4 protein-coding genes are annotated in these 18,552 nt (G+C 64.8%); all 4 read right to left on the reverse strand.

Annotated features, from left to right (window positions below; genetic code table 11):
• Positions 1–855: 855 nt before the first annotated feature.
• Positions 856–13,551, reverse strand: coding sequence for a filamentous hemagglutinin family protein (locus PMI20_RS16615; protein WP_007928984.1), 12,696 nt, complete (start codon positions 13,549–13,551; stop codon positions 856–858).
• Positions 13,552–13,764: 213 nt separating this feature from the next.
• Positions 13,765–14,931 (reverse strand): phosphate ABC transporter substrate-binding protein PstS, encoded by a 1,167-nt coding sequence (locus tag PMI20_RS16620; protein ID WP_007928983.1) that lies wholly within the window; start codon positions 14,929–14,931, stop codon positions 13,765–13,767.
• A 534-nt stretch (positions 14,932–15,465) separates the two neighbouring features.
• Positions 15,466–16,677, reverse strand: coding sequence for a type II secretion system inner membrane protein GspF (gene gspF, locus PMI20_RS16625; RefSeq protein ID WP_007928982.1), 1,212 nt, complete (start codon positions 16,675–16,677; stop codon positions 15,466–15,468).
• A complete protein-coding gene (gene gspE / locus PMI20_RS16630) occupies positions 16,677–18,098 on the reverse strand; it encodes a type II secretion system ATPase GspE (protein WP_007928981.1) in 1,422 nt (473 codons plus the stop codon). The genes gspF and gspE overlap by 1 nt, the downstream gene beginning before the upstream one ends.
• Positions 18,099–18,552 lie beyond the last annotated feature (454 nt).

Here is an 18,552-nt window from a genome sequence, read left to right on the forward strand (position 1 = left end):
TACTGATAGCCCCGATCTCTCGGAGCTTCTTGGTTGCAACTGACTCACCATACTGATCAATCCATTTATCAGGAACGACACCCGATCCATCCGGAGAGTTGTTGTAAGTGGTATTACTTGCAGAGTTGAACAGCAGAGGGTCCTTGTACTGCTTGGAGGTTGCACCAAATGCGTAAACCTTGTCGCCATTCGCAACGATAGGAGAACCATCCGCCCAAGTCAGAAGAACTTTTTCACTCTGTAGTTGCTTAACAACATCCCTGGCTCTATCAAGGTCCTCAGCCAGATGCACGCCCTCAGGGTTGTTCGGCCCATAACCGATCAAGATTGCCTGTAGCTGTTTATTAGACTGCGCATCAAGTTCGCCATCAGCGGCATAGGTGAGCAACATGCCCCAATCAAGGCCGGAACTACTTTTACCTAATGATGCTTCCAGCTTTTTAGCTTCTTCAGCAAGCCGTTTTTCCTCTAAAGCATGGAGTTTGCGGTTGTACGACTGCGCGTTACCAGCTATCTGAGACCCCAGTGCAACATCACCATTGACGCCAGCAGCCGCCAACAGACCGACGAGTTTGGAGGCCGCGTTTACAAGCCGATCATGCTCAGCTGGATTGTCACCTCTCAATAGCGGGCTCTTCTCAAGCGTGGTAATGAGTGCCTCATTATTTTGCCGTCAATCATCCGCCGGGCCGGCCGATAGGCGCCGGTCTTCTCCATGAATCCGGGCAGAAAATGGCAAACCCGCGGACTAGAGCCTTCGCCTAGGTCTCAAGGGGTGATAGGCACCTGTGTGGCAGCTCTGCAAAAAAAAGGGGCGATCAATGATCGCCCCCAAGCGTGTTGCCACGAGAGAACCTATAAAGTCAGTTGCCGCCGCTCCTCCTCGGTCAACTGCTGGCGCGCCTGATCGCTCAGCGGCCCGGCGCCCAGCACCTGCACCGGGCTGTCCGGGTTGTAGCCGGGGTTGGCCCGGCTGGCGCCATCCTGGGTCGGCGCCAGGCGTTCCTGGCCGAAACTCAGGACCTGCACGCTAAACACCGACGGCATATTCTGCCGCGCCGCCGCCTGCTGCTGGCGCGCCACATCCTCGGCGGCCTGGGTCGCCGAAGACGCCGCCGAACTGGCCGACGTCAGGGCCCCGGTATTGACCGAGGCCACCACCGGAATCCCCGAGGACTTGCCCTGGGTCTGGATATTCGCGGCGTTGACCACTTGCAAGGCGAAGATATTGACGTTGCCCGAGACCCGGATCCCCGCCTCGCCGGCGTCGATGGTGCCCAAGGGCGCCAGCAGGTCGATATCCCCGGCGGGCACCTCGGCAATCGGCGCCAGGGTGGCGATCCCCGCCCCCGAGCTCGGCACGTTCGACGACAGCGTGACATTGCCCCAGTTGTCGTAGATCCGCTTGGGCGGGGTGTAAATCACCGTGGTCTTGGAGCCGCGCCCGGCGTTGATGTCGCCGGCGTTCGACCAGCCGAGGATCGACCCGCCAAAGGTGGTCATGACCCGGCTCTGCCCCAGCAGGATGCTGCCTTGGGAATACAACTGGATATCGCCGGCGCCCTGGGTGATGACCCCGGCGGTGGCCGGAGGCGCTTCGCCTTCGATGCCGAATACCTGCTGCCCGCCCGGGGTGAGCATCTGGATATCGCCGCCAAACAGGGTGTGTACGCCCGCGCCGCCGTACATGGTTATGTCGCCGTCGTAAACGATCGGGTTGCCCGCCACATCCTTGGTTGGCAGCAAGGAAGCGATCGCATTGCGACTGCGCAGGAAACTGCCGAAACGCGGGCCGTTGGCATCGTTGTATTCGCGGCCGCCCTCACGCAGTTCCTCGAAGTAGACGCGACGGGCGAAGACCCGCTGCTGCTCCGCCGGTAAGCTGGCAAAGTAGCCCCGCGCCTCGTCGCCGGAACCCTCGAAGGCAAAGCGCTCCTTGAGCCACTGCAACAATTGCGCTTCATAGGTCTTGGCGACTTTGCCCCGTTGCTCGGCCAGCGGCACGCCGGCCTGAGCCTGGTTGATCGGGTCCAGGTAGGGCGTGACGAACTTCAGGTAATCCAGGCCCGCGGCCCCGACCCCGGCCTGCATGACGATGCTGGCGCCAGGCCGCGAGTCGCCGGCCACCACCGGGCCGAGACTGCTCACCGAGGCCTTGTCCTGCATCAGGATATTGCGTCCGGCGCTGATCTCCAGCGTGCCGGGGCCGGCGACGTTGAAGGAGCTGAACAGCAGGTCGCGTCCGGCGGAAACGATGGAGATATCGTTGGGGTTGTTATGGACAAACAGGTTGCCGCTGCTGGTGCCGCTACCGGACAGCCCCCCCAGGGAACTGGCGATGATGGTGGGGATCCCTGTCGGCTCGCCCAAAGCAGTTCCCGAGTTGACAATATCGCGCCCCGCCTTCATCCACAACGGCCCGGCCGCTTCGTACCAGGTTTGTCCAAGCCGTGAACCGGCGGTGAAGTTCAGTATTTCACCACTGCGCAACCCGACTATATCCCCGCCAACCGCATAAAAGCGCGCCGCGTCACGGCTGGCAAACTGATTGCTGGCGGTATTGGAACCAAAGGCAAACAGCGAAAACTCGGCCTTGGTGTTCGGGATCGTAATGCCGTCGCTGCTCAGATTAGTCACTATGGGGTTAGCTATGGGGTTATTAGGGTCCATACCCCAACCCGCGAATGCCGGAGTAAAAGGCGTGGGCATCGCGCTCAGAGAGGCTCCAGACTGGTTGATGGCATACCCGCCGGCATAAATCGAATCCCCGGCCAGCACTTCCAGGCGACCCTGGGTCGACGGCGCCAACAGCAACGAGTACTGCGAGTTGTTACTCGTACCCCCCAACGCCGAGCCGCCGATGAACACATCGCCACTGGCGGCAACTGCGCTCAATTGCGAAGGGAAGATGAATCGGCCATCGGTCGGCGAGCTGTTGCGGTTGCCAATAGGTTGACCGTTATTGCCTAGATCACCGGCCTGCACACTCGGGGTCAGATTGCCGCCCGCCGAAAACAGGTTGATCGCAGTGCTATCGGTCCACAGCGAGAACCAGCCATAGCCCCCCGCTCCATAAGAAGTACCGTCATAGGTGAATGCCGAGGCGTTTTCAGTAGACGTCCGCCCTGGGTCGCCCGTACCGGCCAGCACCAGGTCACCACGGGTGGCCAAGCTGGCCGTGGCGTCGCCGAGCATCAACACCATGCCCCCTGTCGCGGTGCCCAGGGACGCATTGAACGGATCGTAGGCGCGGGTCTCCTTGCGGTCGTTGGATAGCGCGAGACTGCCATAGTTCAAGGCAATCCCCCCCAGGCTAGAGGCTTGCAGGCCGAGCGCGCCACGCAGGTTGCTCAAGACTCCGTTCAGACGCAGATCCTGCTGGGTGTAGTCGGTGGAGAGCGGATTAGTAATCGATGATGTAGTGGTGGCGGCCCGAGCCGACAATCCGGGGTTCAGACCGCCACCGACGCGCACATCCAGATCGCCACCTCCGGTCAGCAACAACTCGCCTGTCGGGGTCACTCGGCCGCTGCTGCCCACCGCCAGCACCAGCCCCTGACTGCGTGGCGAGGAAACCGCGTCCGGAGCACCACGACGGCTGAGCAAGCCGGCATCCCCCCCCACGTCCAGGGTCAGATTGCCGCCACCCAAGGTGCCGATACCGGTAAAGCCCACCAGCATTGGCAACTGCGCAATCAAGCTGCTATCGGGATTACCGGTGTTCTCGCCTCCGCGGCCACTCACATAAGTACCGAAGTTGATCCACCAACTGGCAGGAATCGGTGTAACCCCGGCCGTGTCGCCCGTCCCCTGACGCCAGAGCCAATTGCCCAGGTTAGAACTGGCCAATTGAGTACGAGCATTCTCGTTACGCGGAAGGGTGTAGCTGCTGAACACATCGCCGGTCAGACTGCCACCGCTACGCAACAGCAGGTTGCCGCCCTGATCCGGGTACCAGGCAGCATACAGACTCCCTAGGCCCTCGTTGACCAGGGTTTCGTAAGCAGCCCCTGCACTGCCCAGCACACTGCCATCGCTGCCCCGACTGCGCGCCTGATCGAAAGCAGCCTGCAGATCGCCGGCTCGTGCGGCCGTCGAAGCCCCGGCGGTATAGACCCCATATGACGACTGCATGGCCACATTACCCGCCGCCAGCAGGTCCAGATCCCCGGTCCCGGTGCGCAATACGCTGAAGTGCTGGGTGACTGGCGTCACTCTGTTCACCGGGCCGACGATGACCTGTTCCGGCGTGCCGGGAATGGCCTCGCCCAGCGAGACACACAATCCATCCGAACACCAGGACTCATACTCCGCCGTCACTGGCGTGCCCTCGATAAAGCTCGGGTCGATCAACACCCCGAGATCGCTCCAGGCGTAGTTGTAGCGGTTGCACATTTCTTGTGCACACCAGGTTTCATCCGCTGGCGCGACCCGCGTGCCTTCGACGAAACTTGGGTCGATCAACACCCCCAGCTCGTTCCAGAACCATGCGCCGCCCGGACGCTCCGGAGTCCCCGGGATAATGATGGTCTCGTGCCCCTCGAAGACCGCGTAATGGGTGTCGGCCAAGGTCAGGTCGCCAGCCATCACCGGTTTGATCGCCCGGGTGTCGGCCGCCTGGGTATCGGCCCCCGAAACCAGGCGCATCGACCAGGACAACGAGCCTTCCGGCAACAACGGAGCAACGGCCCAGTTACTGCCCTGGCGCCCGCCGGTCACTGTGCGCAGGGGCACCGAAATCACCCCGGACGGCAACTTGATATCGGTTTCCGACGGGATCAACGCGCCCACCTTGAGCGCCAGCGAGCCGGCCAGTTGCACGCCGTCCGGGTTGTTCGGGCCAACGCTGTCGCGACTCGGCAAGGGCACCCCGGCCGGCCAGGTCATGGCGCCCAGCGAGGCCGCACGGGGCAGTCGCGTTCCAGCGTCCAGGGTCATGCCGCTGGCCAGGGTCACGGCCTCGCGGATCAGGGTGCCGGCGGCATACACCTGATTGCCGGCGCTGTCGCGCACCGCCGCTTGCAGCACGGTGCCGGCCGGCAATTCCAGCGGTGCCTGCAGGGTCGCCGCGACCGGCAGCAAGGTACCCTGCGCCAGGCGTACCGGCTTGATCGGCAAGGCGTAGTTGAGGGTCTTGCCGGGCGGGAACAGGCTGCCGTCAGCCAGCGTCACCCCCGGCCCCGGCACCACCACGTCGCCGCCAAAGGCTTGGCGACCGGGTGTCAGTACCCAGCCGGCATCGTCCGGGGTCGGCGGTGGCGGCGCGAAACCGTCGTTGATACTGCCGTAGATATCCAGGTTGCCACCGGCGCGAATCACCAGGTTGCCCGGTTCGCCGGAGCCGTACACCGCGGTTTTCTGCGCATGGGGATTGACGCTGGCATAGCGATAGCCGGAGAGGTCCAGGTCACCGCTGATCACCAGATCGCCCTGGGTGACGATCTCCAGCCCCGGGCGCAGGTGGAAGGCGTCGGCATAGCTGGCGTTGTTCAAACCGGCCAGCTTGCCGTTCATCAAGCTGGCATTGCCCAGGGCATTGTCGATAAAGCGCTGGCTGTCCTGATGCTTGGCGTCCAGGTAGGCCTGATCGATCACCTGGTACGGCCGACCGCTGGCGGCCGGCGCCGTGCCCTCGGGGGCATCGGTGTAACGGGCGGTGCCGTTCACTGCTATGGAGCGAGCCCCCAGGATGTTCAGCCGGCCACCGGCGTCGATGGCGATATCGCCCAGGGTCGGATCGTTGGCATCCAGGCGCGGGGCATTGAGCTCCAGCGTCCCGCGGGCCTGGCCGTCGTACTGGCCAGGCGCCGTACCGGCAGCGACCGAGGTGCCATGGCGCAGGTCGATGCGTGCGCCGTCGGCCAGGGTCAATTGGCCCTGGCCAGAGTTGAGTTCGACCAGCGCACGGTTCGGCGAATCGATGATCTTGCCGTAGCTGTCGACCCGCAGGGCCGTGCCGTGGACATCGAGCACCGAGCTGCCGGCCAGGGTCAGGCCCTGGCTGGCGGCCAGGCGGATGCTGCCGACCCGCTCGCCACTGGCGTCGATGCTGCCCAGCACCGTCAACTGGCCGTTGTCCACGGACACGTTGACTTCGCCGGCCTTGAGTTCGTTGCCGATGGTCAGGTCGCCGCGCTTGATCTGGAAGCTGCGGGCACCGAACACCTGGCCCTGGTTGAGGCGCTGGTTGAGCGCGGCGAAATCCCCCAGGGTCTGAGCGCGGATATCGACGCTGCCGGCCTTGTAGGGCATCAGGGTGCCGCCGGCGTCGTAATACCCGCTGCTGGCGCCGAGCAGCGCGCCTTGCAGATCCACCTGACCGCCGCCCTCGCCCACCGCCAGCACTTTCAGATTGCCACCGTGGTTGTTCTCTGCCGACAAGTCGATCCGCGATCCCGCCGCCTGGCGGATATCGCCCTCGCGGCTTTGCAGGATCACATCGCCGCCCCAGCTGTATTGGCTGACTTCGTTGAAGGTGACCTGGCGCCCGGCCAGGTCCAGCTGTGCGCTGTCGGTCAGGTTCAAGGCATGCTCGGCATTGACCGTCAGCTTGCCGCTAGGCAGGACCACGGCGCTGTCCAGTTCGACGTTGTTACCGGCCAGCAACACTTCAGCGCCAAGGCTGTCGATGGCCGGCAAGGCCGCCTGCTGACCCGGCGCGCGGCTCAAACGCAGGTCGCCCCCCGCCGTGAGGCGATTGACCGAACCGGCCTCGCCGGTGAGCAACGGCGTGCTGATATTCAGGTTGCCGCCGCTGTAGGCGAAGCCCTTGCCGGCTTCATAGGCACCCTGGGACTGGTACACCGCCAGGCTGCCCTTATGGTTAGCGGTCAGGCGTTCGCTGGCGCTGAGATTGACGTTGGCAAAGCCCAGGGCCAGGCGGGCGTAGTCGGCCAAAGGATCGGGCTGAGTGTTGGGGCCATAGCCGAATTCGATGCGCCGGGCCCGGATTTCCAGGGTGCCGCTGCCGGCGCCGGCGCCGTTGGCAATCACCGCGGCGGGCGTACCGGCGACCCCGTTCCAGATCAAGTTACCGGTCTGGATCAACGCCACATCGCCGGCCGCGCCGGCGCCGTAGATCGCCGGGGTGCTGAGCATCAGGTTGTCGAGCATCGACTGGCCGTTGCTGTCCAGGGTGCTCAGGGTGGTGCTGCCGTAGAAATTCAATGACTGGCCGGCGGTCAACGACAGGGTTTCCAGGGCCGGCGCCCCACTGGCGATATCGCCGCGCAGCAAGCGGTTCATGACCTCCTGGTTGAGGGTCAGCCCCGACGGCAGTGCATTGCGCGCCTGGGCGGCGGCCAACGCCTCTGGACTGCCGACATTGATCCCACCGACCGCCAGCGCCAGGTGACGGGTGCCGTAACGCACCGCGTCGCCCAACCTGAAGGTGTTGGTGGTGGCGAAGGCAATGGTGCCTTGGGAGTACAGCGTGGTTTCGCCCTGGCAGGTAGCCTGTGCACAGTCCCCGATCAAGATACTGCCAGGCCCTCGGGAAATATCACCCTCGGTCGGCGCAAGCATTTGCAGCACGCCATTGGAGACAGCCAACACGCTGCGAACTCCGGGTTGGTAGATGAAACCATCGGTGGAGTCGTAGGCCGCTTCGCCACGCCCCAGGGTGTTGATCGATGCGCCCTGCTCGATTTGAATCGCGCCACTGGGCAGGCCGGAAACGAGGAACACTTCAGGGGCCGACAAGGTCGCGCCCTGGCGCAACGTCACCGACTCGGCGGCACGGTTCGCATCGAAGCCAACAAAATTGCCGCCCTGGCCATACACCACGGTCGGCGCTCCGCCAATGCTCATGCGGGCCGTGCCAATGGCGTTCAGATCATCGGCATGGAACGCCACCCCGTTGCCGCTGGCAGTGGCCCCGGCCGGCAGAATCTCGATGGCGCTGCCGCTGGACATCACCTCCAGGCTCGCGCCAAAACCGCCTTCGGCCGCCGCCGAACGTGCTACCCCAGCGAACTCGAAACCGTTGGGAGAACCGTTCTGGCCGGCGATCAGGCTGACCCGCAAGGTTTTGCCATCGGCCTCCAGTGCTGCGCGAGGCACGCCCTGGCGCGCGGCATCGCTACGGACAAAATCGGCATACGGGGTTTCGTTGTATTGCGAGTAACTGCGCAGCACCGCGGCCGGGGTCAGGATCACCTGGCGGCTAAAGGCATCCTGAATCCCGGTCTGGGCGACGGACAGCCGGCCCGCTCTGGACCACGAACCGTTGCTCATGACCGCGCCGCGGGTCAGCGCGGTCACGCCGAATGGCGCGACCAAGCCATTGATCTCGACCCGGAACGCCCCCGGCAGCAAGGCATAGGTCGACGGCAGCAAGGTGTAGGTGCCCGCCGGCAAACCGGGGACGCCCGCGTCGATGCTGATCTGCTGGCCCACCAAGGGCGTTGTCGCCCCCGCCTCGCCACCGCTGGGCGCGACATTGGCCTGGACCCCGGGCACGATGGCGTACACCGGGTTGGTGTCCAGCCCCGGCAAGGTAAAGCGGCCATCGGCGCCGAACTGCACCAACGGGTTATAGCGCGCATCAGTCGAACCGCCGCGTCCGGAAACGAATGCCGCGCCCAGCAACTGGCCACCCCCGGAGAGGTCCAGTACCGCGCCCTGCTGCACCTCGATCGACTGCCCCAGCAACTGCGCACCCACCACCAGGTTGGCGTTGGAACTGGTGCCGCCCACACCCAGCAAGTCCACTTGCTGACCGTCGAAGCGCCAGGTCACACCGTCCACCGTGCCGCCATAGGGCAAGATCAGGCCCGCGGCGCTGACCGACGTCAGGCTGCCCGGCAGCAGGCTGAGTTCCTTGGTATAGCGCAATATCCCCACCTGGGTGCCCAGGGAAATATTGCCCAGGGGCGCCCGCAGCACGCCGCCCTGCTCGATGACGGCCGCACCAAGGGTCAGCTTGCCGAACACCGAATAGGGTTGCGCCGGATCGACGCTGCCAGTGCGGCCAATGCTCAGGGTGCGGTCTGGATCGTAGTCCAGGTCATTGCCCCGATAACCCGCGAGCACCTGGGCCACCGCGCCGGTGGCCGGGTAGATCTGCGCCGCCGCCAGCCGCAGGTCGGCCTGGGTGCTCAGGTTGGTATTGCGCGTATTGACGGTGCTGGCCAGGAAGCGCAGGTCGCCCTGGCTGATCAGTTGCGTGTCGTCGAAGGCACGGCGGTCTATGGCCTGGCTCAGGCCGCTGGCGGTGGTGCCATGGGCACCGATACTCACGCCATCGCGGATATCCAGTACGTTACCCGCCGTGACCAACAGGCTGCCCGTCGAAGCCTGGGTCGAAACCCCACCCTGCACTGTAGGGCGCATCGAGCGGTCAGGTGCATCCACCGCGCCGACACCCGCCAGGCGTACATAAGGCGCGGCCAGTTGCACCCGCGAACCGGTCGCGGCGCCATCGCTCAACGCCAGGGCACCGGCATACAACTGCAGGCTCTGCCCCAGAGACAGCGACAGCGTGCCGTCGAAACTGATCAGGCCGTTGCTGAGCAGCGACAGGTTATCGAAGCCCCCCTCCTGAACCTTCTCCATCCCCAGCCGGGCATGGCCATAGGCAAGACGGTCTTGCACGGCTTCGGGACCGACGCCGCCGGGCAGCAGGCTGTCGGCGCTGACCTGGCCAACCACCATCTCCCGCGCCTGGCGTACCCGCTGCGACGCATTGGTGCGGTAGAGCGGTGTCTCCAGCGCCACATTCAGCGAGCCGCCCGCCGCGCCGCTGCCACCAGCGCGGGCGCTGAAACTGCCGTCCAGGTACAAACCGTTGTTCGACGCCAGGGAAATACTGCCGCCGCCGCTGGCAATCGCCACCGGCCCTTGACCCGCCACATCGACCATGGCCTGGGCGCCGGAAACCTCCAGGCGCGCGCCTTCACGCACCACCACAAATTGATTGGCCGCGCTGGCGATACCGGTCTGCGGATCGATTTGCCCGCCGATCACGATGCTGCCACCCGCGTCCACCTTCCCGTAGCGACGCCGCAGGGCATCGGTCGCGGTAGCCGCCCGCGCGGCGACATCGAGCACCGCCTGTTCCCCCACCCAGATCGAGCGGCCATGACCGGCGCTCTCGACGTCTTCGGCCACATCCGGCGCAACCGAGATACCGCTCAAGGTGATGGCGCCGCCCCAGGCATTCAATGCACCGTCCACGGTCAACTGACCAATGCTGCCCAAGGTGATCGACTGGCCCGGATCGACACTGATGGCCGATCCCTTACCCACCACCAGCTGGGTACTGGCCATGTCCGCCGCGCTCGAACGCAAGGTGCCGGCCCGCAGGTTGATGCTCGCGCCCTGGCGCTGGCCGAGTACGGATTTGATCGGATCTTCCTGGTAAAGCTCCGGTAGCCAGCGCTCCAGCACAGAGGTCAGGTCCGCGCCTGTTGCCATACTCCTGGCCTGATCGCCCAACAGATACACCGGTTGGGTCACCTCGACCTGTGCCCCGTCGGCCACCTTCAGACCCTGATTGCCGGTGATGTCATACGCGGCGAAGCCTTTGTCGAAGAACTGCGGGGCCAGCACCAGGGTGTCGGCAGCAGTGTCGGCGGCGCGTTCACCAATCAGCACCTTGCCGCTCTGCAGGCTCAAGGTGCCGCCACCGTTCACGCCATAGCCGCGCAACTCACCGTCCAAAGTGAGCGTACCGATAGCCGCCGCGCTGTTGGCATTGGCCGCCAGGGTGACATTGCCGCCCTTGCCGGCGCGGGTCTTGCCGTCGCTCATCAGCGCCGCGCCCGACGACACGTCGATCAGGCTGCCGCTCTCCAGTGCGACATCGGCGCTGCTGCGCAGCGAGACGCTGCCGCCATTGAGGTAAGGCAAGCGACTGCCATCGGCGGGGTCCAGCAACAGGTTGCTCCACAGACCGCTGGCGTCCAGCCGGACGCCACTGCCAACTGTCAGCGTCGCGCGCCTGCCCCCCGTCGCCGCCAGGGTAGTGTCGAGCTTGCCATTGCTGGTGATCTGCTGCAGCACATTGCCCAGGGCGAGACTGCCGCCATGGGCTGTCAGGTCGGCATCAACCTGCACCTGTGGCCCATACAGGGTGATATCGCCGCCGGAACTGACCTGCAGCGCACCGTCAACCAGAATGCTGCCGGTGGCGGCGACCTTGATGCTGCTGAGCTGGAAACCGTTGAGCTGCTCGGTGTCGAGCCACAAGGTGCCCTTGCGCTCATCGGGCAGAACAGTGTCCAGGTCCAGCCCATTGGCTATCGCCGCGGCCTGCCCCAGCACCACTTGCTTGACGGTATTGGCATCGGCACTCAGGGCGTACTGCAGGCTGGCGCTGTCCTTGACGTAGTAAGGCACATAGGCCCCCACCACCAACTGCCCGCCCCGGGCCACGGCGTTTTGTCCTTGCTGGTAGCCATCGACCCCCGGGCGTGGGGCCTGAGTCTGGCGATCGCCCTGGAAGGTATCACCGACGATCTGCCCTTCGAGTACCGCATGGCGAGTGCTGACTTCCAGGCGGCCGGCGTCTCGACCCACGCTGTAGCCTTGCTCCAAGCGCTCGCGGGGGGCAATCAATGAGTTGTAGTGATACTCGGTCTGGCCCCAGCGCGCGCTGTGCTCTTCGAAACCCTTGTAGAGCCCGCTGTAGAGAATGTCGCCCGGAGCCCTGGACAACTCGATCAGCCGGCCATCGGCGGTCCGCAGCCAGGTCTGCTGGATCATTCCGTCCTGCACGTCCAGGGTGCCGCCGGAGAGGTTGATCTGCGAACCCTGCTGAGTCACCACCTCATTGCCGCTCAGACGTACGCTGCCGCCCTGGGCCATCCATTCGCCGACGTTGTGCGGCTGGGTGCCCAGATAACCGCCCACCTCGAGCAAGCCGCCAGCGGTATACCAGCGATCCGTGGCGTAGCCGTTGGTCCCCGCCGGGACCAGCACCAGCTCGCGGGCATCGACCCAGACATCGTTGTTGTTGAGGTTCTTGCTGTCGCGGTTGACCGAGGCGTCACGCTGCTCGTTGCCCTGGATGTTGACCTTGACGCTGTTGGACTCCATCGCCACCTTGACGCCCACCGCCCCTGACACATCGATCACCGCACCGTCGCGCACCAGGCTGCGCTGCCCGGCATTCACCGCGACCTGGCCGCCGGTGGCCAGGGTGATCGAACCGCTCTGGAAGTCCACGGTGCCGCCGCTGGCGATCTCCACCAGTGACTGGTCGCGACGATAGGTATCGGCCGGCGTCGCGTTGCCAGCCAGGTTCAAGGCTGGCGTCAGCAACCCGTCCCGCTGGCTGTCCAGGGCCGTGCTGCTGTCGATCAGGATCACGCTGGTACTGCCCTCGCCCAGGGTGACCTTGGCGTCGCTGCCACGGGCATTCAGATGCAGGGTGCCGCGGGCGTCCACCGAGGTGCTGCTCAGGGCCAGGCCTTTTTGCAGCACCTCCTGGGCGCTCAGGGTGATGTCGCCGGTAGCCGCCTGGATCGAGCCGTGGTTGCTGACCTTGCCGATGCCCGAAGCGACGACCTCGTTGCCGCGGGTGGTCGAGGTCGGGTTGCCGTCGGTGCTGTAGCCTTTCTTGATCACAAAGCTGTCGCCGGCGACCAGAGCGGTCTGGCCCCGCGGGGTGTTGATGCTGCCCGCGTTATCCACTTCCTTGCCCAGCAACAGCACATAACCGCCGCTGGAGGTGGAAGAACCTGGCGTGTGGGTCTGGAGCAATGCGCCCTGCTCCACCAGCACCTTGCCAGCGGCGTCGCTGAACGTCGGCGCACTGTCGCTGGCGCTGAACAGCCCACGGTTGTTGAACTGCTCGTCGCTGATGGTGGTGGCCGCAGCCACCAGGTTGCGCACATTGATCTGGCTGCTGCCGCTGAACACCACGCCGTTACGGTTGAGGATCATCACCGTGCCGTCGGCCTTGAGCGCGCCCTGGATCTGGCTCGGCGAGGTGCTGTTGTTGACGCGGTTGAGCGCGGCCCAATCGGCGTTCTGCTGGAATTCAACGGTGGTGTCACGGCCGATATTGAAGGTTTCCCAGTTGAGAATCGCCTTGTCGGCGGTCTGCTTGATCGACACCAGCGCCTTGCCGTTGGCATCGGTCTGCACCGGCCCCTCGGCATTGACGAACAGCGGCTTGCCGTCGGCCCCGAGCAGCACATTCAGGCCATTGCCCCCCAGGCCGTTATGCACGGTCTGCGGAGCGCTCAGAGCCGCCGCGCGCCCGGCCGCTTGCGCGGCCTGCTGGGCGGCGATGGCGGCCACGGTGTTATTGAGATTGCTCATAGAGCGTTGCAGTTGACTGCTGACCCGCTGCTGTTGTGCCAGAGGCGGTGGCGTACCGGCCGGCTGCGCCACCGATGGACGCGCAGCGCCGGCACCCTGGTTCGCGCCCATGGCCCCGAACCAGCCCGAACTGAAAGCCTGGGGCTGCGCCGCCTGGGCCGTGCCGGCAAGCATCAACAAGGCAATGGCATGCGCCAGCGGCTTGAGTCGCAGCACCGGTTGCCCGGCGACAGCGGAGGCGTTGATGAGTCGGGAAACAGGTAGATTCGGCTCAGAGCGCATCACTTGCGAGTCCTTCTTACGGTTCGGGCGAATGGCGGGTGCAGCGGTCGACGCCAAAACATTCGCGGGGTTACTGCTAAGGCGGTTATGGGCAGGCGCGACCGAACTCTTGTCATGCAAAGTTCATCTACGCGACAACAGGCGGAAACGAGAAAGCCGGCAATGGCCTGAGCCATTGCCGGCTGTTACGCGAACCCTGCCGAGGGCGGGGTATCAGGACGGACGACCGATGCCGTTGCAGACGTTGGTGTTGCCGACACGCAGGGCGCTGGTGGTGTTGTAGAAGGTGTTGTGAACAGCGGACTGCCAGGCGGCCGACAGCGGGATGAAGGAGTGGCTCGACACCGTGGTGTTGTTGCCACCGGTGTAGTGGGTGTTGAGGAAGTTACGGATACGCAGGTTGTCACCGGCGTCCTTGTAGCACTGGCTGAAAATCAGGTTGGTGTAGCCAACGATTGGGTAGCCGGTGCTTGGGTTGGGGAAGGTCGGTACCCAATCCCGAGGGTTAGCTGGATCCTTGCCGCTGGCTGGGTTGGTAGGTGGCAACTCGGTATCCAGAGTGATTTGCACGTTGACTTGAGTTGGCAGGAAACCATTGACTGTGGCCACCTTGGCAGCATTGTTGAACTCGGCGAAGTCAGGGCTGACATAACCGATGGCGCCATTGGTGTTGGCCACGGTGGAAGCAATCGCGCCGCTACCGGAAACACCGACGTAGGTCGAGCCGGCTGGAGCATTGGTGGCCGGGTTGAAGCCCACGGCTGTGGCGAAGCTGTTGCTGGCGGCAGGTACCGAAGCAGGTTTCACAGCTTTCAGGTGAGTGGTGAAGATTTCGGTGGTGCCACTGCCGTCGGTGCGATAGACGACCGTGATAGGCAGGTTTGGACCGGCAACCCCGGCGAAGACGATTTGATTCCAGTTTGTGATCTTGCCCGAGAAGATATCGGCCAGTTGAGCACTGGTGAGGTTCAGCGTGGTTTGGCCAGCGACGTTGTAAGGCACTGTCACCGAAGTGGCTTCGGCCGGGATCTGAATCAAAGGACCGAAAGAGGCACGGCCCTTGTCGGCGCTGGCGTTGTAGGCGTTAAGTTCGGTCAGGCTCACGATCGAGTCGCTACCGGCGTAGTCGACGTTGATGCCAGCAGCCAGGTTGAACTTGGTGGAGTCATTGTTGAAGAAGGCCTGCTTGCCTGCGCCGCTGCCTACGCCGATGTAAGGGTTGAAGCCAGGAGTCGAGGAAGCCAGGATGCCGGTACCGGCGGTGGTGCCGTACAGGTTCTGTGGCAGAGTGGCACCGCCACCCACAACAGCCGCCATCGATTGGGCCGAAGCCAGAGCCGCTACGGCCAGGGAAGCTGCGATCATAGTGCGCTTAAACATGAAGAATCTCCTTTCGTCGTGTGTATACGGAGGTCAATGGTTCTTGCATGACGCCATGGCGCTCAGCTCCTCTGCCCTGCTCTGAGAGCGTTGTGCGGGGTGAGGCCATGGGTAAGAAGTTCGCAGTTTCCGGTGACAGATAAAGGAAAAAACCTCGGGAGAAAGACCTTGATTTTCAAAAACTTTCTCGGGTGTTTGGGGGCCCTGGCGCGGGCTTTTCAGCGCAGGTGACAGCGAGGTGTCGCGGGGCCTTTTGCCAGCTCCTGGCCAGATGCGGCGCGGGTCTTGGGCTGGGGGCGCTGGGGGTGGTTGTGCATGACAGAACGAGGAACCCGAGTTCGGCGGATTCGACGCTCGGGTGATGAATGGAGTACAGAAAAAAGTTGCCTGGGCTGACCCTTTCCCCTGTAGGAGCGAGCTTGCTCGCGATGGCCCTGAACCTTGACGCGGTTCTTCCCGAAACATCCCGCTGCCTTGAGTCTTTTTCGCGAGCGAGCTCGCTCCTACAGAAAAGCGAGCCCGCGATCGATGTCGTTACTGCACCAGCTGATTGATCTCGATGATCGGCAGCAGCACCGCCATGACGATCACCAGCACCACTCCGCCCATGACCACGATCATCAGCGGCTCTAACAAGGCGGTCATGCCCATGGCGCGGCGTTCGATGTCGCGGGACAGGGTTTGCGCGGCGCGTTCGAGCATGGGTGGCAGGGCGCCGGTTTTTTCGCCGCTGGCGATCAGGTGGATCAGCACCGGCGGGAAGACTTTTTCCACCCGCAGCGCGGCGGCGAGGTTGACGCCTTCGCGGACCTTGGCGGTGGCGTCGCTGACGCTCTGGCTCAGGCGGTCGTTGGACAGGGTCTGGCGCGCCGCTTCCAGGGCGCGCAGCAGCGGCACCCCGGCTCCGCCGAGGATCGCCAGGGTCGAGGCGAAGCGCGCGGTGTTCAGGCCCAGTACGAAACGCCCGATCAGCGGCAGGCGCAGCACCCGGCTGTGCCAGTTCAAGCGGGCCTGGGGGTTGCGCAGGTACATACGCCAGCCCCAGAAGCCGCCGGCCAGCACGCCGAAACACAACCAGCCCCAGGCGCGGATGAAGTCGCTGGCGTTGAGCATCGCCAGGGTCAGCCCCGGCAGGTCCTGGCGCGCCTGGGAAAAGGCGCTGACCACCTGGGGCACCACGTAGCTGAGCAGGAAGATCACGATGCCCACCGAGACCAGCCCGACCACGCCGGGGTAGATAAAGGCGGTGAGGATCTTGCCGCGCAGGGTGTTGCGCTCCTCGATGTAGTCGGCCAGGCGCTCCATGACCTGGGCCAGGTCGCCCGACTCTTCGCCAGCGGCGATCAGTGCCCGGTAGATGTCCGGGAAATCCCGCGGCCGCGCCGCCAAGGCTTCGGCCAGGCGCATGCCGCTGCGCACATCGGCGCGCACCGCACTGAGGGTGTGGGCGATGTGTTTTTTTTCCGCTTGCTCGACCGTGGCACTCAGCGCCGCTTCCAGCGGCAGGCTGGCGCCCAGCAGGCTGGCCAGCTGGCGGGTGGCCCAGGCCAGGTCGTTGTCCGACAGCTTGGCGCTGAACAGGCTCCCGCCACCGGCCTTGGGCGTGTTGCTCTCGACCTGCACCATCAGCGCCGTCAGCCCGCGGCTGCGCAGCACGCCGAAAGCGGCGCTCTGGCTGTCGGCCTCCAGGTGCCCGGACTCGATCTTGCCGAGGGCGTCGGCGGCTTCGTAGCGATAACGCTTCATCAGGCGTCCCGGGTTACGCGCAGGATTTCTTCAGGGGCGGTGGCGCCGCTGCGCACCCAGCGCTCACCGTCCTCGCGCATGCTCAACATCCCGGCGCGGCGAGCGGCGGCGCGCAGCGCCTGCTCGTCGGCGCCCTGGTGGATCAGGCTGCGAATGTCGTCGTCGATGCAGAACAGTTCGTGAATGCCGGTCCGCCCGCTGTAGCCGACCTGGTTGCAGGCCGGGCAGCCCACCGGGCGCCAGGTGCCGGGGGCGGTCGGGTCTTCTTCCTTGCAGTGCGGGCACAGCCGTCGCACCAGGCGCTGGGCCAGCACGCCGAGCATCGACGAGGCCAGCAGGAACGGCTCGACGCCCATGTCGATCAGGCGGTTGACCGCCGACACCGCGTCGTTGGTGTGCAGGGTCGCCAGCACCAGGTGCCCGGTGAGCGAAGCCTGCACGGCGATCTGTGCGGTTTCCAGGTCACGGATCTCGCCGATCATGATGATGTCCGGGTCCTGGCGCAGGATCGCGCGCAGGGCCAGGGCGAAGGTCATGTCGATCTTGGCGTTGACCTGGATCTGACTGATCCCCGGCAGGTCGTATTCCACCGGGTCTTCGACAGTGAGGATATTGCTGGTGCTGGCGTCCAGCCGTGCCAGGGCGGCGTAGAGGCTGGTGGTCTTGCCGCTGCCGGTGGGGCCGGTGACCAGCACGATGCCGTGGGGCTGGCGGATCAGGTGGTCGAGCTTGCCCAGCACCTGGGGGTCCATGCCTAAGGTTTCCAGTTGCAGGCGCCCGGCTTGTTTGTCCAGCAGACGCATCACCACCCGTTCGCCGTGCCCGGTGGGCACCGTGGACACGCGGATATCGATGGGCCGCCCAGCCACGCGCAAGGCGATGCGGCCGTCCTGGGGCAGGCGTTTTTCGGCGATGTCGAGCTGGGCCATGATCTTGATCCGCGACACCAGCGCGCCGTGCAACGCCTTGCGCGGCGAGACCACGTCGCGCAGCGTGCCGTCGACCCGGTAGCGCACCACCGAATGGCTTTCATAGGGCTCGATATGGATATCGCTGGCCTCGTCCCGCGCGGCCTGGGTCAGCAAGGCGTTGATCATGCGGATCACCGGCGCGCCGTCCTGGGTGTCCAGCAGGTCGGTGATTTCCGGGATGTCCTGCATCAGGCGGTCGAGGTCGACCTCGTTCTCGGCGGCGCCGACCACGGCGGCGGCACTGCCGGTGTCGGAATAGGCGCTGGCCAGCAGGCCGTCGAGTTCCTCGTCGCGCACCCGCTCCAGCCGCGCCGGGCCGAACTGGCGGCGCGCTTCGCTGATCGACCAGCCGGGGGTCGAGGGGCAGACCAGGAGTACGGCGCCCTCCTCGCCATGGCGCAGGAGGATGCGTTGGGATTTGGCCCAGGCGTAAGGGAGTTGGGGGTTCATGGGAGTAACTCCTGGGCTTGGCTGTGTACAGATCCGGTGCTGCGGTCACGGCCACCTAGGGTTCCGCTCTTACAGCGGGGTGGGTGTACATATCCGTTGCTACGGTAACGGCCGCTGGCGGTTTCGCCCTTACGGCGAGTCACTTTGGAAAAGCCCCAAAGTAACCAAAAGGCTCTTGCCCCCAGCGTCCGGTCCTCGCTAGGGCTCGGATTCCCTCGCTCCGGTCCTGCTCCGTGGGCCGCCGCCACAGGCCATCCATGGCCTGGGGCGGCTAACCCGGCATCCCTGCCGGGTTGCCCACTGCGCAGAACCTCCACTCGGCCTCCCGACGGGGCAAGAAAATCAAAAACAACGCGAGGCGACCTGCCGGTCGGCCTGTCGAAGAACACGTTCCCTGTAGCCGCTGCCGCAGGCTGCGATCGGCTGCGAAGCAGACGCAAAACCATGCGCCTCG

Source organism: Pseudomonas sp. GM17, from assembly GCF_000282175.2.
Taxonomy (GTDB): Bacteria; Pseudomonadota; Gammaproteobacteria; order Pseudomonadales; family Pseudomonadaceae; genus Aquipseudomonas; species Aquipseudomonas chlororaphis.